Genomic DNA, 17,155 nt, shown 5'->3' with positions numbered 1-17,155 from the left:
GCGGGCGGGATCCTGCCGAAGGTGCTCACCACGTTCGACATGGTCGCCATTTGGTGGGAGCTCTGCTGTACCTGCTCGGCGCGGGCGGCAGGCGAAAGAGCCCGGCCTGAGCCGGGCCCTTTGACCAGCGGGTGTCAGTGCTCGGTGGCCTTCTCGGCGCCGACACCGGTGAGCGAGCGGACCTCGATCTCGGCGTACTTGGCCGCGTTGTACTCCTTGCTCAGGACCGTGCCGAGGTAGCCGAACAGGAAGCCCAGCGGAATCGAGATGATGCCCGGGTTGCTCAGCGGGAACCAGTTGAAGTGCGCCGTCTTGAACAGCGCCGTCTCCGAGCCGGACACCACCGGCGAGAAGATGACCAGCACGAGGGCGGAGATCAGGCCGCCGTAGATGGCGCTGACCGCCCCCGCCGTGTTGAACCTCTTCCAGAACAGGCTGTAGAGGATCGCCGGCAGGTTGCCCGAGGCGGCCACCGCGAACGCCAGCGCCACCAGGAACGCGACGTTCTGTCCCTGCGCCAGGATGCCGAGGCCGATGGCGACCGCGCCGATGACGAACGCCGAGATGCGGGCCACCAGCACCTCTTCGCGCTCGGTGGCGTTGCCGCGCCGGAAGACGTGCGCGTACAGGTCGTGCGAGAAACTGGAGGAGGAGGCCAGCGTGAGCCCGGCCACCACGGCCAGGATCGTGGCGAAGGCCACCGCGCCGATCAGCGCCAGCAGGATCGTGCCGCCCGCCGAGCCGAGGAACGTCTCACCGATGGCCTTGGCCAGCAGCGGTGCGGCCGTGTTGCCCGCCTTGTCCGAGGCGGCGATCGCCTTGCTGCCGACCAGGGCCGCCGCGCCGAAGCCGAGGACCAGGGTGAGCAGGTAGAACACGCCGATGATGCCGATGCCCCAGAGCACCGACTTGCGGGCGTCCTTGGCCGTCGGGACCGTGTAGAAGCGGATCAGGATGTGCGGCAGACCGGCCGTGCCGAGGACCAGGGCGAGACCGAGGCTGATCAGGTCGATCTTGCCCGCGAGGCCCTGCGCCTCGGTGCCGTACTTGAGGCCGGGGATGAGGAAGTTGCCGTTCTTGCCGCTCTGCGTCGCCGCGTCGCCCAGCAGGGACGACAGGTTGAAGCCGTAGTGCGCCAGGACCATGATCGTGATCAGGGCCGCGCCGGTCATCAGCAGGACGGCCTTGACGATCTGCACCCAGGTGGTGCCCTTCATGCCGCCGAACACCACGTACACGATCATCAGGGCGCCCACCCCGACGATCGTCCACGCCTTGCCCGAGGGGCTGGTGATGCCGAGCAGCAGGCCGACCAGCGCGCCCGCGCCCACCATCTGCGCCAGCAGGTAGAAGATGCTCACCGTGATCGTGGACACGCCCGCGGCGGTCCTGACCGGGCGCGGGCTCATCCGGAAGGCCAGCACGTCGGCCATCGTGAACTTGCCGGAGTTACGCATCAGCTCGGCGACCAGCAGCAGCGCCACCAGCCACGCCACCAGGAAGCCGATGGAGTAGAGGAACCCGTCGTAGCCGGACAGGGCGATGATGCCGGCGATGCCGAGGAAGGACGCGGCCGACATGTAGTCGCCGCCGATCGCCATGCCGTTCTGCACGCCGCTGAACGACCGGCCGCCGGCGTAGTAGTCGGCGGCCGTCTTGGTCTGCCTGCTGGCCCAGAACGTGATGACCAGCGTCAGCGCGACGAAGGTGAGGAAGAGGATGGTGGCCAGGGTCTCGGACTTCACTGGGTCTTCTCCTCGACCTCGTGGCGGAGCTTGTCGGCGATCGGGTCGAGCTTCTTCTCGGCGTGCCTGGAGTACGCCCACGCGATCCAGAACGTGGAGACGAACTGCAGCAGGCCGAAGATCAGCGCCACGTTGATGTTGCCGAACAGCTTGATCCCCATGAAGTCACGCGCCCACCCGGACAGCACCACGTAGAGCAGGTACCACACCAGGAACGCCGCGGTCATCGGGAACGTCCACCGCCGGAAGCGCCGCTTCAGGTCCTGGAATTCAGCGCTCTCCTGAATCTCTTCATAGACGGATGCGTCATGTTGTTTAGTCGTCACGAGTCCTCCACTGTGATGCGGATCACGCACAAGATAGGAGCGAAACCTATCCTTCGTGGAGGCCCCGGGGGAGGCTGTTCGACGAGCCGCCGCAGCTCAGCGCCTAGTTGGGAGGGAGTTGCGGCGAAAGGTCGCATCCGCGCGACGAACGGTCACGACAGCTCGCGCTCCCGCCGCGATGAACGGTCACGACAGCTCGCGCTTGCGCCGCAGCAGCGCCGCCCGCCGCAGATGCGCCCGTACGGCCAGGACCACCGAAACACCGATCAGCACCGCCCCGACGATCGCCGCGACCCCCTGGCGAGGGACGACCGCCACCAGGCCCGCGGTCGTCAGGACGGAGGCCGCCAGCGCGATCCAGGCCGCGACGACCCGGTCCAGCGCGAACATCGGCACCCTTCGCGTCAGCGCCCAGCCGCCGTAGCCGCTCCACACCAGGCACAGCGCCATCAACCCGCCGAACGCCACCCGCGTACGGCCCGGCAGCTCCCCCGGCTCGGTGGCCCAGAGCAGCCCGACGAAGACCAGCCCGGCCAGCCCCGCGACGAGCGCCACCACGGCCCCGATCCGCCTGGCCCGCGACAGCGACCCGGACAGCCTGGCCAGCGCGTCATCCGGCGACGGCCCGCTCAAATCCCCCATCATTGCTGATAACCCCTTTCCATGAGGTGCTCGCGCAGCAGGCGGCGGGCACGGTTGAGCCGGGACTTGACCGTGCCGGTGGGGATCGCGCAGATCTGGGCGCAGTCCTCCACCGACAGGTCCTCCAGGTAGAACAGGACGAGGATCTCCCGCTCACGTACGGGCAGCCCGGCCAGCCCGGCGACCAGCTCGGCCCGGTCCACCAGGGCGGCGGCCGGGTCGTCGGCCACCGGCTCGGCGGTCAGCTCGGCCTCGGCCGCGCCGTACTCGTGGCGCAGCCGATCCATCACCGTCCGCCGGGCGATCGTGAACAGCCACGGCGCGAACCGGCCCGGCTCCTTGAGCCGGGGCAGGCCGCGCAGGACGGCCAGCCAGACCTCCTGCGTCACGTCATCGGCCGCGCCGGCGCTGAGCATCCGCCTGACGTATGTCCACAGCGGCGCGTGCCAGGCCCGCACCAGCTCCGCCAGCGCCTCGCGCTCGCCGAGCTGGCATCTCACCACCAGTAACTCATCTGCCACCTTGCCTCCCTGCCAGCACAGTCGGGGCTAAAGGCCATCAGGTTCATACTTACTCTGAGTGATCAAATGACTACCCTGAGAGGCGATTGTGGTGGGCCTTCCCGACATGCTGATGTGTCGGCGTGATTCCATCCGAGGATCGGCTCTTCCGCGAGCTCAACGCGGCGATGGGGCAGGGTGCGAGCCCCGACGAGCTGGGTGAGGCGATCTCGCGCGCCGTCTCGCGGTGGGTGAGTCATGACGCGCTGCGGCTGGTCGGCACCAGCCCGGCGACCGGGCTGGGACTCGGGTCCTTCAGCTTCTGGCACCGCTACGAACCGGCGCTCATCCGCGCGCTCGCGATGAGCCGCTACCTCGACGACGATCCGTGCCGCCCGGCCGCGCTGGCCCGGCGGCCCGTGCCGGTGGGCCTGGTGGGCGCGGGATGCGGCGGCGATCGCTGCAAGCAGCACGGCGAGGGGCCGTGCGAGCTGCACGGCGACCGGCTGACGCGGGAGGTGCTGCTGGCGCACGGTGCGGGCTGCGAGCTCCGACTGCTGCTGCGCGACTCCCACGGCGTGTGGGGGTTGCTCGGGCTGATCCGCTCGGAGGGCGGGCGGCCGTTCGGCGCCGAGGACGCGGACAGGGCGGTACGGCTGGCCCCGGCGCTGCTGGCCGCGCTGCGCCGCTATGTGACCGTCGCGCCGCTGACCCCGTCGTTCCCGGCGCTGCCCGCGGGCCTGATCGTGATAGGCGCCGACCACGCCATCCGCGCGGTCACGCCTCAGGCGCGCGCGTGGCTGGCGCAGATGTGGACGCCCGGCCGGTGCGACCTGCCCGACTGGCTGGCCGACACGTCGATGGAATGCCTGTCACTCGACACGCGGACATACGCCCGCGATCCGGATTCCTGGCGGCCGCGGATCTGCGCGCCGGCGGCCATCTTCGGCCGCTGGACAGTGATCGAGGGCCAGCCCCTGTCCCCCGACGGCGACGGCGACGTGGCCATCGTCATCCAGGCGGCCACCGGCCCGCTGCTGCTCCCGTCGTTCTGCGACTGGTACGGCATCACGCCGCGCGAACGATGCGTCGTGGAGTGCCTGTACGCCGGCGCGGCCCCCAAGCAGATCGCCCGTCGCCTCGACCTGTCGGTGCACACGGTCAACGACCATCTGAAGGCGGTCTTCCGCAAGACCGGCGCCAGCGGCAGGGACGAGCTCATGGCCGCGCTCACCAGCTGACGGTCGTCACCCCTTGACCGCACCGGCCGTGAGCCCTTCGACGATGTAGCGGCGGATCGCGGCGAACAGCACCAGCGTCGGCAGCACCGAGACCACGGTGGCGGCGGCCATCGAGCCCCAGTCGATGTCGTACTGGGTGATGAAGGAGTTCATGGCGACGGGGATGGTCTTGGCGTCCTCGCTGTCGATGAACGTGATCGCCAGGAACAACTCGTTCCAGCACTGCACGAAGGCGAAGATGAACGTCGCGGCGATGCCCGGCAGCATGACCGGGATCACCACCCGGACCATGGCGACCAGCCGGGAGGCGCCGTCGACCTGCGCGGCCTCCTCCAGGGCCACGGGGATGCGCTCGTAGAAGCCGCGCATGATGATCGTGGAGAACGGCACCAGCATGGCGACGTACACGAGCATGAGTCCGGCCAGCCGGTTGAGCAGATCGAGGTCGGACATCAGCAGATAGAGCGGGCCGAGCGCGATGAACAGCGGGAGCATCTGGGTGACCAGGAACGCCAGCATGAGCGCGCCCCGCCCGGGGAAGCTGAAGCGGGCCAGCGTGTAGCCGCCGAGCACGCCGATCACGGTCACCGCCCCGGCCGCCACCAGGGAGACGAGCAGGCTGTTGAGCAGGTAGGTGCCGAAGTCGGCGAAGGAGAACAGGTCCGCGTAGTGCTCGAACGTCACGTTGCCCGGCCAGTATTTGATCGGCATCGAGAAGATCTCGGCCTTGGGCTTGAGCGAGGTGACGACGATCCAGTAGAGGGGGAAGAGCGTGATCAGCAGCCAGACACCGAGCACGATCGCTTTGGCCAGGCGTCTCATCCTTTCTTGAATCATCGGGCCTTCTCGAATCGGGTGGCGTTCAGGTAGAAGACGCTGAAGGCGAGCAGCAGGCCGAGGACGAGCATGCCGACCGCGCCCCCTCGGCCGTAGTCGCCGCCGATCACCTGCTGGATGAGGAACGTGGTGATGATGTCGGTGCTCCCCGCGGGTCCGCCGCCGGTCATCGAGTAGATCAGGTCGGGGAAGTTCAGGATCCAGATGATGCGCAGCAGCACGATCAGCGCCAGCGTCGGCCGGATGTGCGGCAGCGTCACGTGCCAGAACTGCCTGAGCCGGGACGCCCCGTCCACGTCCGCCGCCTCGTAGAGCTCACGGGGCACCGACTGCAGGGCCGCCATGATCATGATGGCGAAGAAGGTCACGCCGTACCAGACGTTGGCGACGATGACCGAGGTCATCGCCCACCCGGGCGTCGCGAGGAAGCCGATGCGGTGCTCGATGATGCCGCTCCTGAGCAGCAGGTCGTTGATCACCCCGAACTGCCCGTTGAACATCCACCGCCACAGCAGCCCGATCAGGAACCCGGACATCGCCCAGGGGAAGAACACCCACGCCTGGTAGAGCCCCCGGCCGCGGAAGTGCCGCCGCAGCAGCAGCGCCAGCCCGAAGCCGAGGAAGAACTGGAAGAACAGCGACACGACCACCCAGGTGCCGGTGTTGCGAAGCGCCGTCCAGAACCGGTCCTCGGCCAGCACCGCGCGGAAGTTCTCCAGGCCCACGAACGGTGTCGAGGTCAGGTCGAACAGGTTGTACTGCTGGAAGGCGATGATCGCGCCGCGGATCACCGGGTAGTACGTGAAGAGCACCACGAAGACCACGCCGGGCAGCAGGCACAGGGCGATGAACCTGGCCTTGCGGGTGGTGAACGCGGGTCTGGCCGATCCCACGCTCACGAGACCTTCTTCGCCTGGTCCGTCCAGAACGCGTCCCACGACTTGAGCACCTCGGCCGTGGTCTTCTTGCCGGTGAGCAGCGCCTGCACGTCACGGTCGGAGTCGACCTGGAACTGGCTCCAGCCCGGGTAGTCGACCGGCCGGATGGTGATCACCTGCTTGGGGTCCTGCTGCGCCTGGAGGTAGGCCTTCCAGGCGCCCTGGGAGAACTGCGGGTCGCTCTGGGCCTGCTTGGAGATCGGGATGAGCGAGTTGCCCTTGGCGAAGGCGACGCTCTGCTTGGCCTCCGACAGGAACTGCACCAGCTTGACCGCTTCCTTCGGGTGCTCGCTGAAGGACGTCACGCCCCAGCCCGCGTAGCCGACCGGCTGGAAGGCGTATCCCGAGGGGCCCTTGGGGATCGGGGCCGTGGACCAGGCCTTGACCGAGCTCTCCTGGACCGTCTTGATCACCTCGGGGTCCTGGATGAGCATGCCGGTGACGCCCGAGGTGAAGCCCTGGACCATCTCCGGGTAGCCCCACGACACCGAGTCGGGCGGCGAGGTCTCCTTGAAGATCTTCACGAACAGGTCCGTGGCCTGGACGGCCTCGGGGGTCGAGAAGATCGTCCGCTTGTCCTTGAGGAAGAAGGACTTCTCGGGGTTCAGGGCCTCGCCGTTGTAGGCGCTGATCATCTGGACCACGTAGTCGGCGCCGCCCTTGCCGCCCCGGAAGGAGTAGCCGAACCTGTCGCCCGAGGTCATCTTCTTGCCGGCCTCGTAGAGCTCCTGCCAGGTCGTGGGCGGCTGGGCGATGCCCCAGTCGGTCCGGTAGAACAGCGTGCGCTCATAGAAGCCGTACGGGATGAGGTACGGCTTGCCGCCGACCTCGACCGCCTTCTTCTGGGCCAGCTCGGTCAGGTCCGACCAGCCCGCCCATTCGGTGGTCGGCAGTACGGCCAGCCAGCCGTTGTTGGAGAAGGACTTGGCCGTGTGGTCGCGGACCTCCAGGACGTCCAAGCCCTTCTTCGTCTGCAGGATCTGGGTGATCTTCTGGTCGGCGCTGTCGAGCGGCGGCGAGATCAGCTCTACCTTGACCTTCGGGTTCGCCTTCTCGAAGTCCGCGATCAGGGTCTTGATCAGCTTCGTCCGTTCGGGACTGGTCAGGCTCTCGATCATGCGCAGCCGTACCTCTCCCGAGGATGACGACCCGGAGCCGCAGCCGGCGAGCACCAGGGTTGCCGCGGCCAAGGACGCGAGGAGGGGGGTTCTCATCTGAGCCTCCAGAGAGGAAAGACAGCGCTGTCAATCACGCTAGGGGACTGGCACCCTCCAGCGCTAGACCGAGGTCCTTGATCAACGTTTCGGCCGGTTCCAGCCCGATCGACAGGCGGACCAGCCCGATCGGGATGCCCATGGTCGCTCGTACGCTCTCCTCGGTCGAGAGCGCGGGCGCGTTGACCAGGCTCTCAAAGCCTCCCCAAGACACCCCGATCCTGAAATGTCGCAACAAATCGATGAATGCTGCTACCACCGGCCGGGAGTCGGTCTCCAGTTCCAAGCTGAACAGGCTGGAGAAGCCGGACATCTGGCGAAGCGCCTGCGCGTGACCGGGATGCGAGGGCAGCCCCGGATAGTTGACCCGCCGCACCGCCGGGTGATCCGCCAGGAACCCGGCCACCGCGAGCCCGCGCTCCTGGTGCGCAGCCATCCGTACCGGCAGCGTACGCAGCCCCTTGATCACCTTGGCCGCGTCGTGCGGCGACATGGCCGCCCCGTAGAGCTGGTACTCGGTCAGCGCCAGCGGCCTGATGAGCCGCGACGGCCCGATCACCACACCGCCGACCAGGTCGCTGTGGCCGCCGATGTACTTCGACAGCGAGTGCACGACCAGGTCCACCCCGAGCGTCAGCGGCTTCTGGAACAGCGGCGTGGACCAGGTGTTGTCCATCACCGTCACCAGCCCCCGTTCCCGCGCCCACGCGGTCACCTCCGCGATGTCCACGACGGCGTAGGCCATGTAGGAGGGAGACTCGAAGTACAGTAGGCGGGTGCTCGCCGTGATAGCGCTGTCACAGCCGTCAAGATCCTCGACGTGCGTATGCGTGACGCCGAACTTCTCCAGGTAACGCAGGAACTGCGTGGTGGGCCCGTAGACCGCGCCCAGCACCAGCACATGGTCACCGGCCTTCACCAGCGAGGAGATGGTCGCGGCGATCGCGCCCATGCCGGAGGCGAAGCACTTGGCCCGCTCCCCCCGCTCCAGCGCGGCGAGCTTGCGCTGCGCCAGGTCGACCGTCGGGTTGGTGCCCCGCCAGTAGACGTAGCGCTCGTCCTCGTTCCTGATCGCCTCACCCAGTTCACCGGCCGTCTCGAAGGTGAACAGGGAGTTCTCGAACACCGGCGGGTTGACCGCGCCCAGCATCCACGGCTCGTCCTCGCCCAGCCGTCCACAGATCCATTCATCATCCATGGGGGCACCATATGACAGGCCACAAGGGAGCCATCAACCCGACCATGGCCGACGTCGCCCGGCGCGCGGGGGTGAGCCTGAAGACCGTCTCGCGGGTGGTCAACCAGGAGCCGCACGTGAGCGCGCCGCTGCGCCGGCGGGTGCAGGAGGCCATCAGCGCGCTCGGCTTCCGCCGCAACGAGGCGGCCAGCCGGCTGGCCCGCCGCGCCACCATGCTGACGCTCGGCCTGGTCATGGAGAACATCTCCAACGAGTTCTACTCCCGCCTGGCCAAGGCGGTCGAAGCGGCGGCGGCCGACCATGAGGCACTCGTCGTCTTCGGCTCCTACGAGGAACGCCCGGAGCGGGAGCGGATGCTCGTGGAGTCCATGTACGCCCGGGGGGTCGACTCGCTGATCATCGTGCCGTCGGCCGCCGACCACGGCTGGCTCGGCGAGCACGGCGGCCTGACCACGGTGTTCGTGGACCGGGTGCCGAACGGCCTGGAGCAGGCGGACGTGGTGCTGCTGGACGACGTCAGGGGCGGCCGGATGGCGACGGAGCACCTGCTGGGGCACGGGCACCGGCGCATCGGGCTGGTCTCCGACGACGACGGGCTGAGCTCGGTCCACGACCGCGCCTCCGGCTACCGCGCGGCGCTGCGGGCGGCGGGGGTGGCGGTGGACGAGTCGCTGGTGGTGCGGGGGGTGTTCGACCCGTGGCGGGCCGGGCAGGAGGTGACGCGGCTGCTGTCGCTGGCCGACCCGCCGACGGCGTTCTTCGCCACCAACAACCGGGCCGCGATCGGCATCCTCCAGGCACTGCGCGAGCGGCCCGAACGCCCCGCGTTCGTGGGGTTCGACGACTTCGCGCTGGCGGAGGTGTTCAACCCGGGGGTGACGGTGGTGCGCTACGACGTGACGCGGCTGGGCCGCAGCGCGGTGGACCTGCTCCTGGCCCCCTCGGACCAGCCACGACGGGTCAAGGTCCCGGTCGAACTGATCACCCGCGGCTCCGGCGAGCAGCCCCCTCAGGACCGGCCCTCTTAGGACGAGCGGGGCCGCCAGTCGCCGCGGTCCAGGTCGAGGTCCTCCGGGGTGTGCAGGCGGACCATGGTGCGCGCCACGCCCGCCGGGACCCGGTGCGGGGTCAGGAACGACACCGCCACCATCACCGCGAACGCGATCGGCACCGTCCAGGCGGCCGGCTGGGCCAGCAGGGCGCCCGCGAGCCCGTCCCACGGCCCGCCGGTGATCGTGGCCAGCACCGCCGCGCTGGCCAGGCCGCCGCCCACGAACAGGCCGGCCAGCGCGCCCGTGGTGCTCAGCCGGCGCCACCAGATGCCGAGCACGAGCAGCGGGCAGAACGACGAGGCCGCCACCGCGAACGCCAGCCCCACCACGTCGGCCACCGGCAGGGCCCGCGCCCACAGCGCCAGGGCCAGCGGCACCGCGACCGCCATGAGCGTCGCGGCCCTGAACGAGCGGACGCTGCCCTTGAGCAGGTCCTGGGCGATCACCCCGGCCACCGACACGGTCAGCCCCGACGACGTGGACAGGAACGCCGCGAACGCCCCCGCCGTGACCAGCGCGGTCAGCAGGTCGCCCAGGGTGCCGCCGACCATCCGCTCCGGCAGGCTCAGCACGACCGCGTCGGTCCCCGCCAGGTCGGGCACGTACATCCGGCCCAGCCAGCCGTACAGCGCGGGCAGCAGGTAGAACGCGCCGAGCAGCGACAGGACCACGAGCGTGGTGCGGCGGGCGGCCCGGCCGTCCGGGTTGGTGTAGAAGCGGACGAGCACGTGCGGCAGGCCCATCGTGCCCAGGAAGGTGGCCAGGATCAGCGAGTACGTCGAGTACAGGCCGTACTCCTTGCCGCCGGCGAGCGGCACCTGCCAGGTGGCCGCGTCGGCCGCGCTCACCGCGGGCGCCCCGTCCGCGCGCCACGCCATGAGCAGGAACACCAGCGGTACGGCCAGCGCCGTCAGCTTGAGCCAGTACTGGAACGCCTGCACGAACGTGATCGACCGCATGCCGCCCGACAGCACGTTGACCGCGACCACGGCCGCCACCAGCAGCCCGCCCACCCACACCGGCGCCCCGGTGACCGTCCGCAGCACCAGGCCCGCGCTCTGGAACTGCGGCATCAGGTAGAGCCAGCCGATGAGCACGACGAGCACGCTGGCCGTGCGGCGCACGGTCATCGACTCCAGCCTGGCCTCGGCGAAGTCGGGCAGCGTGTACGCCCCCGAGCGACGCAGCGGCGCGGAGACCAGCACGAGCAGCACGAGGTAGCCGCCGGTCCAGCCGACGGGCAGCCACAGCATGTCGGCGCCGAACGACAGGATCAGCCCCGCCACCCCGAGGAACGACGCCGCCGACAGGTACTCGCCGCCGATCGCCGAGGCGTTCCACAGCGGGCTGACCGAGCGGGAGGCGACGTAGAAGTCGGAGGTCGTACGGGAGAACCGGATGCCGAACGCCCCGATGAGCACGGCCGCCACCACCACGACGACGACCGCGGTGAGGCTCATGGGCGTTCGACCAGGTCGGCGAAGTGGCGCTCGTTGCGTTCGGCCTGCCGTACGTAGAGCCAGGCGCCCACGACGAAGGCGGGGTAGATGAGACCGGCCAGCACCGCCCACGGCAGCGGGATGCCCAGCAGGTCCACCTCGCGCAGCTCCGGGATGGCCAGGAACAGCAGCGGCAGACCGCCCACCACGCACGCCAGCACCGTGCAGACGAACAGGGCCAGCCGGAACTGGGTGCGCAGCAGCGAGCGCATGTACACCTCGCCGAGGTGCGTCTGCTCGTCGATCTCGCGGGTGGCCGGGTAGCGGGGGCGGCGCGCGGCGGCGGTCCGGGGGCTCGTCACCGTGACCCGGCGCGCCGTGTCGTGGCGGGCGAGCGGCACCCGGCGGGCGGGGCGGGGCTCCGGGCTCACTCCGGCCGTCCTCTCTTGGCCCTGCGGACGAGCATGTCGCGCAGTTCGCGGGTGTGGCGGCGGCTGACCGGGATCTCGGTGTCGCCGACCCGGACCGTGCACTTGCCGGAGTCGATGTGCAGCTCCTCGATGTGCTTGACCGCGACCAGGTGGCTGCGGTGCACCCGGACGAACCCGGCCGAGGCCCAGCGGTCCTCCAGCGTGGCCAGCGGGATGCGTACCAGGTGGCTGCCGGCGGCGGTGTGCAGGCGGGCGTAGTCGCCGTGCGCCTCGACGTACACCACGTCAGCGCTGGAGACGAACCGGGTCACGCCGCCCAGTTCAACCGGGATGGTGTCGGACTCGCCGAGCTCGACCGGCACGTCGGCCGAGACGGCCACCCGTCTGATCGCCTCGGCCAGCCGTTCGGGGCGCACCGGTTTGAGCAGGTAGTCCTCGGCCTTGATCTCGAAGGCGTCCACCGCGTGCTCCTCGTAGGCGGTGACGAACACGACCCGGGGCGGGTTGGCGAACTGCGACAGCAGCCGCCCGAGCACCACGCCGTCGAGCCCGCGCATCCTGATGTCGAGGAAGACGGCGTCGATCGGCCGGCCGTCGGCGATGGCACGGTCGAGCAGCTTCAGCGCCGCGGCGCCGTCCCTCGCGGTGGCCACCTCCCCGATGCGAGGGTCGGCGCGCAGTAAGTACGACAGGTCTTCCAGAGCGGGTAGCTCGTCGTCGACGGCGAGGACCCGGAGTTGTGCCATACACAGTGATAAAACCGACAACAAAGATCGAGGTCAACGGGCCGAGACGCCGGGGTGATACTTCGGCAACCTGATGTTGACCTTCGTGCCCGCGCCGGGGCCCGTCTCGACGACCAGCCCGTACTCGTCTCCGTACACCTGGCGCAGCCGCTCGTCCACGTTGGCCAGCCCCACGCCGCCCGTGGGGGCTATCTCACCTGCGAGGATGCGGCGCAGCTTGTCGGGCTCCATGCCGAGGCCGTCGTCCTCGACGCTGATGCGGCACTCGGCTCCGGCGTCCTCGGCGACGATCGCGATGCGGCCGACGCCGTTCTTGCTCTCCAGGCCGTGGCGGACGGCGTTCTCCACCAGCGGCTGCAGGCACAGAAACGGCACCGCGACGGGCAGCACCTCGGGGGCGATGCGGAGGGTCACCTGGAGCTGGTCGCCGAAGCGGGCGCGTTCCAGGATCAGGTAGCGGTCGATCGAGCGCAGCTCCTCGGCCAGTGTGGTGAACTCGCCGTGCCTGCGGAAGGAGTAGCGGGTGAAGTCGGCGAACTCCAGCAGCAGCTCGCGGGCGCGTTCGGGGTCGGTGCGGACGAACGAGGCGATCGTGGTCAGCGAGTTGTAGATGAAGTGCGGCGAGATCTGCGCCCGCAGCGCCCGTACCTCGGCCTCCATCAGCAGGGTGCGGGAACGGTCCAGCTCGGCCAGCTCCAGCTGCGAGTCCACCCAGCCGGCCACCTCCTGGGCGGCCCTGACCAGCCCGGCCGAGGCGTGCGGGCCGTAGGCCGCCAGCGCGCCGACGACCCGGTCGTCGGTGGTGAGCGGTACGACCACGGCGTGCCGGATCGGGCATTCGAGCAGCTCGCACTCGATGGCGAGCACCTGGGTGCGGCCGTCCTTCAGCGTCGCGCCCGCGTGCTCGAACGCCTGGCTCGCGTGGTGCTCCCCCGCGCCGTCGTAGACGAGCAGCCGCTTCCCGTCGGTGATCGCCAGCGCCGACGAGCCGAGCAGCGTACGCAGGTGCCGCGACGCCTTCTGGACGGCCTCCTCGGTCAGCCCGGCGCGCAGCGGCGGCCCGGCCAGGGACGCGGTGTGCAGGGTCTCGAACGTGGCCCGCTCGGCCGGGCTGGTGCCCAGCTCGCGCCGCCCGCGCAGGACCCTCCAGAGCACGATCGCGGGCACGCCCACGAGCACGGTCACCACGGCGACTCCGACCAGGTATTCCACGCCGCCGGAGCCTAGTGCCCGCCTTGACGCTTTGACAGTCCCGATCTACGTTCCGACAAAGAGCAAGGAGTTCCTGTCATGGGCCTCGATCCGAAGAACTGGGCCGGCCTGAAACCGTTCGGGCTCGGCGAGCAGAAGCCCAACAACTACCTCGAGATCTGGAAGGCCGTCCGCGAGAACCGCGGTCAACGGCGGTACGCCTGGCGGATCCTGCGTGACGGCGCCTGTGACGGCTGCGCGCTCACCACCGAACTGGCCGCCCGCACACGTCCCGAAATTTCGGAACACGTGCGCTATTCCGGCACGCCGCAGATCCGCGAGGACATCGCCCGGTCCGTCCCCGTCTACGCGGGCATCGAGAACCTCAAGTCCAAGGGCGACCACCTCCAGTATGGCGGCCCGCTGCTCTGCGCGGGCTGGAAGTTCCCCACCCCCGACGGCCGGGCGCGCTTCTCGGTGGTCGAGGTGCCGCCGCTGAATCGCCCCGACGGCACGTTCATGGTCACCACCCGCCGCGGCAAGCAGTTCAACTCGATGGTGTACGAGAAGCGCGACGCCCTCACCGGAGCCACCCGCGAGGCCGTGCTGATGAACCCGATCGACGCCGACCGGCTCGGCCTGAAGGACGGCGACCCGGTACGTCTGAAGAGCGACACCGGCGAGCTGACCGGGCGGGTCGTGCGCGCCCCCGTCACGCCGGGCAATCTGCAGGTCCACTGGCCGGAGGGCGAGGTGCTCATCGACCGGAACAAGCGCTCGCCACAGGCGGGCATCCCCGACTACAACGCGGTGGTGACGGTCAATTGAAGCGCTGGTTACTCGCGGCAGCCGCGGTACTCTTCCAGCTCGCGCTCGGCGCCGTCTACTCCTGGAGCGTGTTCTCCAAGGCGCTCCAGGCCAAGGCGAGCGACTTCGACCTCACCAAGGCGGAGGCCGCGCTGCCGTTCTCGGTGACGATCGGCATGATCTTCCTGGGCACCTTCATCGGCGGCCGGATCCAGGACGTACGCGGCCCGCGACCGGTGGCCCTGGCGGGCGGCGTGCTCTACTCGCTCGGCATCCTGCTGGCCGGCTTCGCCGCCGATCACTCGCGGTTATGGCTGCTCATCCTCGGCTACGGCGTCATCGCGGGCTTCGGCCTCGGGCTCGGCTACATCGTGCCGATCGCCATGCTGCAGAAATGGTTCCCGGACAAGCGCGGGCTGATCACCGGGATCGCGGTGGGCGGCTTCGGCTTCGGCGCCGTGGTGACCTCGCCCGTCGCGCAGCGCCTGGTGGAGTCCAACCCGGCGGTGCCGACCAGGGCGTTCCTCACGCTGGGGGTGGCATACCTGGTGATGACGCTGGTGGGCGCGTTCTTCTTCCGCAACCCACCGGCCGACTACCAGGTGGCCGCGACCGGGCGGATCGCCGCCAGCGGGCGCGAGTACACGCAGGGCGAGGCGCTGCGTACGCCGCAGTGGTACCTGCTGGCCGCCATCCTCTGCCTCAACGTGACGGCGGGCATCGCGCTCATCTCGGTGATCAGCTCGGCCGCCACGTCCATCGCCGGCTACACCGCGGCCGCCGCGGCCACGCTGACCGGTGTCATGGGGCTGTTCAACGGCGCCGGGCGGATCTTCTGGGGCTGGATCTCGGAGCGGACCGGGCGGATGTTCGCCTTCGCCGGGATGCTCGGCCTGCAGGGGATCTGCTTCCTGCTGCTCGGCCACGCCTCGCAGGTGGCCGTGTTCGCGATCCTGTCGGCGGTGGTCTACCTCTGCTACGGCGGCGGGTTCGGCACCATGCCCGCCACCGCGGGCGACTTCTTCGGCCTGCGCAACGCGGGCGGCATCTACGGGCTGATGATCGTGGCCTGGAGCGTCGGCGGGATCGTCGGGCCGCTGCTCGCGGCCGCGCTCATCTCGGGCGACAACTACACGACGGCGTTCACGGTGATCGGGATCATCGCGCTGGTGGCCCTCGTGCTGCCGCTCGTCACCCGGCCGCCGAAGGCCGAGCGGGTGGTCACTGCGCAGGAAGCGCTTTAGCGATCAGCTCGGCGTAGGACCGCGCCTCCTCCTCCGAGGCGTACTTGGTGCGGGGCCAGAAGAAACCGCGCAACCCGTCCTTCGGGTTGCGCGGCACCACGTGGACGTGCAGGTGCGCCACGCTCTGGCTGATCCGGTTGTTCATCGCGACGAACGTGCCGGCCGCCTCCAGCCCCTCCTCGACCGCGCGGGTCACCAGCTGAACCCGCTCGAAGAACGGGCCGACGTCGCCGAGGTCGCCGAAGGTCTCGACATGGAGCCTCGGTACGACCAGGACATGACCCTTGAAGACCGGGCGGACGTCGAGGAAGGCGACGACCACCTCGTCGGAGTGGACGATGTGGGCGGGCCGCTCGCCCGCGACGATCTCGCAGAACAGGTCGTTGCTCACCGGCCGACCCTACCGGGCCTTATCGGGCGGCCTGGTCAGCTTTTGCGGGCGGCTTTGTCCGCGAAAGCCGTCCAGCTGGTCACGTTGGGCGCCGACCACTCCTCGGGCGCGTGCAGGAAGTGCTCGCCCACGTGCGCGCGGAGCCGGTCGGGCACCTCGGTCGTCTTGTGCCCGCGGCAGTGGTAGACCAGCCCACCCTGGCGCTGCCCCATGGCCATCCACGGCAGCCACGGCGAGACCCGGCACCACGAGAACACGCACGGCACACTCGGCTCGCCGGAGTCGAGATCCTTGGCCGAGGCGAAGAACTGGAACAGCTCCAGCGCCCGGTAGGTGTCACTGGCCGAGTTGTCGGGGTAGTCGGCGACCTTGAGCGGCGACGGGTAGGCCAGCCGGATGTCGGCGTTGAAGACGACCTGGTCGCCGAGCCTGGTGGTGGGGATGGGGTAGGCGCCGAAGCGCTGGTTGACCGGGTCGTTGAAGACGTGCTGGACCTCGACGGAGGCCCCGGTGAACGGGTTGTCCCAGGTGTCGAGGATCTCGCGGGACTTCGGGTCGAGGTAGGCCGCGGCCTCCCTGGTCAGCATCTGCCAGCCGCCGTCGGTCTCGACCGCCCTGGCCACGTTGACGCCCTCGAAGCCGAACAGGTGATGCGGGCCGTCGTCCTGCTGCCAGCCGTAGACGTCTCCGGTCCACCACGAGATCGTCTCCGCGCCATCGACCGAGGCACGCACGCGCATGAAATCCACAGGTCTCCCCAACGGGTGCTCTATTTGACGACGACCGCGAAGATCGCCTCGCCCGACCGTGCCTTGCTCTGCTCGTCGACCGGGCCGGCGGTGGCGTTGGGGCAGCGCCAGCAGTCGTACAGCCTGATCTCGGTGTTGCCCGGGTGCTTGCCGTTGAAGACGAAGTAGCTGGTGCCGCCCGAGCCCGGCCCGCCGCCGTCGCTCTTGTGTTCCTTGCTGATGAACGAGGCCACCTTGGCGTCGGGCACCGCCACGAGGCGCCACTGGTCACCGGTGGACACGTTGTCGCCCACGGCCAGCGAGAACCGCTGGCCCGCGCCGACCTCCACCGCGACGGTCGAGCCCTTGGCGCCTTTGATGATCTTGCCGTAGTCGTTGACGGCCGACCCCGCGCCACAGCCCGTGCCGGCCCCCAACATGAGGAGGGCCAGCAGGGCGGTGGCGGCCGTTCGACGAATCACACA

General features: G+C 69.5%; 19 protein-coding genes. 4 read left to right on the top strand and 15 right to left on the bottom strand.

What is annotated here, in order from left to right:
* Positions 1-134: 134 nt before the first annotated feature.
* The 4 genes from AB0B61_RS35750 to AB0B61_RS35735 form a co-directional block, all read right to left on the bottom strand.
* Positions 135-1,745: a cation acetate symporter gene (locus AB0B61_RS35750; protein ID WP_358441606.1), complete on the bottom strand. Its 1,611-nt coding sequence runs from the start codon at positions 1,743-1,745 to the stop codon at positions 135-137.
* Positions 1,742-2,071 (bottom strand): DUF485 domain-containing protein, encoded by a 330-nt coding sequence (locus tag AB0B61_RS35745; protein ID WP_358441604.1) that lies wholly within the window; start codon positions 2,069-2,071, stop codon positions 1,742-1,744. Before AB0B61_RS35745 ends, AB0B61_RS35750 begins: the two co-directional genes overlap by 4 nt.
* Positions 2,072-2,257: 186 nt before the next feature.
* Entirely contained in the window at positions 2,258-2,716 is a 459-nt protein-coding gene (locus tag AB0B61_RS35740) for a hypothetical protein (RefSeq protein ID WP_358441601.1), read from the bottom strand.
* The gene (locus tag AB0B61_RS35735) at positions 2,713-3,234 is read right to left on the bottom strand and encodes a sigma-70 family RNA polymerase sigma factor (protein ID WP_358441599.1); all 522 of its coding nucleotides are present in this window, start codon (positions 3,232-3,234) and stop codon (positions 2,713-2,715) included. The genes AB0B61_RS35740 and AB0B61_RS35735 overlap by 4 nt, the downstream gene beginning before the upstream one ends.
* Before the next feature lie 122 nt (positions 3,235-3,356).
* Here AB0B61_RS35735 and AB0B61_RS35730 point away from each other — a divergent pair, with 122 nt between their 5' ends.
* Positions 3,357-4,454: a helix-turn-helix transcriptional regulator gene (locus AB0B61_RS35730; RefSeq protein WP_358441596.1), complete on the top strand. Its 1,098-nt coding sequence runs from the start codon at positions 3,357-3,359 to the stop codon at positions 4,452-4,454.
* A 6-nt stretch (positions 4,455-4,460) separates the two neighbouring features.
* On the opposite strand, the gene AB0B61_RS35725 is transcribed toward AB0B61_RS35730, so the two are convergent.
* The 4 genes from AB0B61_RS35725 to AB0B61_RS35710 are packed head-to-tail and all read right to left on the bottom strand — an operon-like array spanning position 4,461 to position 8,641.
* The gene (locus AB0B61_RS35725) at positions 4,461-5,291 is read right to left on the bottom strand and encodes a carbohydrate ABC transporter permease (protein ID WP_358441593.1); all 831 of its coding nucleotides are present in this window, start codon (positions 5,289-5,291) and stop codon (positions 4,461-4,463) included.
* The gene (locus AB0B61_RS35720; RefSeq protein ID WP_358175945.1) at positions 5,288-6,190 is read right to left on the bottom strand and encodes a sugar ABC transporter permease; all 903 of its coding nucleotides are present in this window, start codon (positions 6,188-6,190) and stop codon (positions 5,288-5,290) included. The genes AB0B61_RS35725 and AB0B61_RS35720 overlap by 4 nt, the downstream gene beginning before the upstream one ends.
* Positions 6,187-7,443, bottom strand: a complete 1,257-nt coding sequence (locus AB0B61_RS35715; RefSeq protein ID WP_358441590.1) for a sugar ABC transporter substrate-binding protein — start codon at positions 7,441-7,443, stop codon at positions 6,187-6,189. The genes AB0B61_RS35720 and AB0B61_RS35715 overlap by 4 nt, the downstream gene beginning before the upstream one ends.
* A 34-nt stretch (positions 7,444-7,477) precedes the next feature.
* Positions 7,478-8,641, bottom strand: coding sequence for a PLP-dependent aspartate aminotransferase family protein (locus AB0B61_RS35710; RefSeq protein WP_358441588.1), 1,164 nt, complete (start codon positions 8,639-8,641; stop codon positions 7,478-7,480).
* An 11-nt stretch (positions 8,642-8,652) separates the two neighbouring features.
* Between AB0B61_RS35710 and AB0B61_RS35705 the strand changes: the two genes are divergently transcribed.
* On the top strand, positions 8,653-9,669 hold the full coding sequence (locus tag AB0B61_RS35705; RefSeq protein ID WP_358441585.1) for a LacI family DNA-binding transcriptional regulator: 1,017 nt from the start codon (positions 8,653-8,655) through the stop codon (positions 9,667-9,669).
* Here AB0B61_RS35705 and AB0B61_RS35700 read toward each other — a convergent pair.
* From AB0B61_RS35700 to AB0B61_RS35685, 4 genes are read right to left on the bottom strand one after another with little or no spacing between them, the layout of a single operon-like run.
* The gene (locus AB0B61_RS35700) at positions 9,666-11,153 is read right to left on the bottom strand and encodes a cation acetate symporter (protein ID WP_358441582.1); all 1,488 of its coding nucleotides are present in this window, start codon (positions 11,151-11,153) and stop codon (positions 9,666-9,668) included. The genes AB0B61_RS35705 and AB0B61_RS35700 overlap by 4 nt on opposite strands.
* Complete coding sequence (locus AB0B61_RS35695; protein ID WP_246651144.1) at positions 11,150-11,563, bottom strand: hypothetical protein; 414 nt, start codon at positions 11,561-11,563, stop codon at positions 11,150-11,152. The genes AB0B61_RS35700 and AB0B61_RS35695 overlap by 4 nt, the downstream gene beginning before the upstream one ends.
* Positions 11,560-12,309 carry a LytTR family DNA-binding domain-containing protein gene (locus AB0B61_RS35690; RefSeq protein ID WP_357951131.1) on the bottom strand — a complete coding sequence of 250 codons (750 nt, stop codon included), beginning with the start codon at positions 12,307-12,309 and terminating at the stop codon, positions 11,560-11,562. The genes AB0B61_RS35695 and AB0B61_RS35690 overlap by 4 nt, the downstream gene beginning before the upstream one ends.
* A 33-nt stretch (positions 12,310-12,342) precedes the next feature.
* Complete coding sequence (locus AB0B61_RS35685; protein ID WP_358441578.1) at positions 12,343-13,521, bottom strand: histidine kinase; 1,179 nt, start codon at positions 13,519-13,521, stop codon at positions 12,343-12,345.
* A gap of 78 nt (positions 13,522-13,599) precedes the next feature.
* On the opposite strand from AB0B61_RS35685, the gene AB0B61_RS35680 reads away from it, so the two are divergent.
* Together AB0B61_RS35680 and AB0B61_RS35675 are read left to right on the top strand one after the other, a co-directional pair.
* On the top strand, positions 13,600-14,328 hold the full coding sequence (locus AB0B61_RS35680) for a molybdopterin dinucleotide binding domain-containing protein (RefSeq protein WP_358441575.1): 729 nt from the start codon (positions 13,600-13,602) through the stop codon (positions 14,326-14,328).
* Entirely contained in the window at positions 14,325-15,551 is a 1,227-nt protein-coding gene (locus AB0B61_RS35675; RefSeq protein WP_358441572.1) for an OFA family MFS transporter, read from the top strand. Before AB0B61_RS35680 ends, AB0B61_RS35675 begins: the two co-directional genes overlap by 4 nt.
* Here the strand turns inward: AB0B61_RS35675 and AB0B61_RS35670 are convergent.
* Genes AB0B61_RS35670 through AB0B61_RS35660 form a run of 3 tightly spaced genes read right to left on the bottom strand, consistent with a single transcriptional unit; the run spans position 15,529 to position 17,152 of the window.
* Entirely contained in the window at positions 15,529-15,942 is a 414-nt protein-coding gene (locus AB0B61_RS35670) for an HIT family protein (RefSeq protein ID WP_358441569.1), read from the bottom strand. The genes AB0B61_RS35675 and AB0B61_RS35670 overlap by 23 nt on opposite strands.
* Before the next feature lie 35 nt (positions 15,943-15,977).
* Positions 15,978-16,682 (bottom strand): DUF1838 family protein, encoded by a 705-nt coding sequence (locus AB0B61_RS35665; protein ID WP_358441566.1) that lies wholly within the window; start codon positions 16,680-16,682, stop codon positions 15,978-15,980.
* A gap of 29 nt (positions 16,683-16,711) precedes the next feature.
* Positions 16,712-17,152: a protease inhibitor I42 family protein gene (locus AB0B61_RS35660; protein WP_358441563.1), complete on the bottom strand. Its 441-nt coding sequence runs from the start codon at positions 17,150-17,152 to the stop codon at positions 16,712-16,714.
* Positions 17,153-17,155: the final 3 nt, after the last annotated feature.

It is taken from the genome of Nonomuraea sp. NPDC049158 (assembly GCF_040648335.1).
Lineage (GTDB): Bacteria > Actinomycetota > Actinomycetes > Streptosporangiales > Streptosporangiaceae > Nonomuraea.
Note: the sequence above shows the minus strand (reverse complement) of the source record. Positions and strands in the feature narration are given on the sequence as shown.

Excerpts from the sequence above, each read along its gene's own strand:
- AB0B61_RS35700 (WP_358441582.1), bottom strand. The coding sequence starts at position 11,153 with ATGAGCCTCACCGCGGTCGTCGTCGTGGTGGTGGCGGCCGTGCTCATC.
- AB0B61_RS35690 (WP_357951131.1), bottom strand. The coding sequence starts at position 12,309 with ATGGCACAACTCCGGGTCCTCGCCGTCGACGACGAGCTACCCGCTCTG.
- AB0B61_RS35715 (WP_358441590.1), bottom strand. The coding sequence starts at position 7,443 with ATGAGAACCCCCCTCCTCGCGTCCTTGGCCGCGGCAACCCTGGTGCTC.
- AB0B61_RS35665 (WP_358441566.1), bottom strand. The coding sequence starts at position 16,682 with ATGCGCGTGCGTGCCTCGGTCGATGGCGCGGAGACGATCTCGTGGTGG.
- AB0B61_RS35710 (WP_358441588.1), bottom strand. The coding sequence starts at position 8,641 with ATGGATGATGAATGGATCTGTGGACGGCTGGGCGAGGACGAGCCGTGG.
- AB0B61_RS35680 (WP_358441575.1), top strand. The coding sequence starts at position 13,600 with ATGGGCCTCGATCCGAAGAACTGGGCCGGCCTGAAACCGTTCGGGCTC.
- AB0B61_RS35705 (WP_358441585.1), top strand. The coding sequence starts at position 8,653 with ATGACAGGCCACAAGGGAGCCATCAACCCGACCATGGCCGACGTCGCC.
- AB0B61_RS35725 (WP_358441593.1), bottom strand. The coding sequence starts at position 5,291 with ATGATTCAAGAAAGGATGAGACGCCTGGCCAAAGCGATCGTGCTCGGT.
- AB0B61_RS35740 (WP_358441601.1), bottom strand. The coding sequence starts at position 2,716 with ATGATGGGGGATTTGAGCGGGCCGTCGCCGGATGACGCGCTGGCCAGG.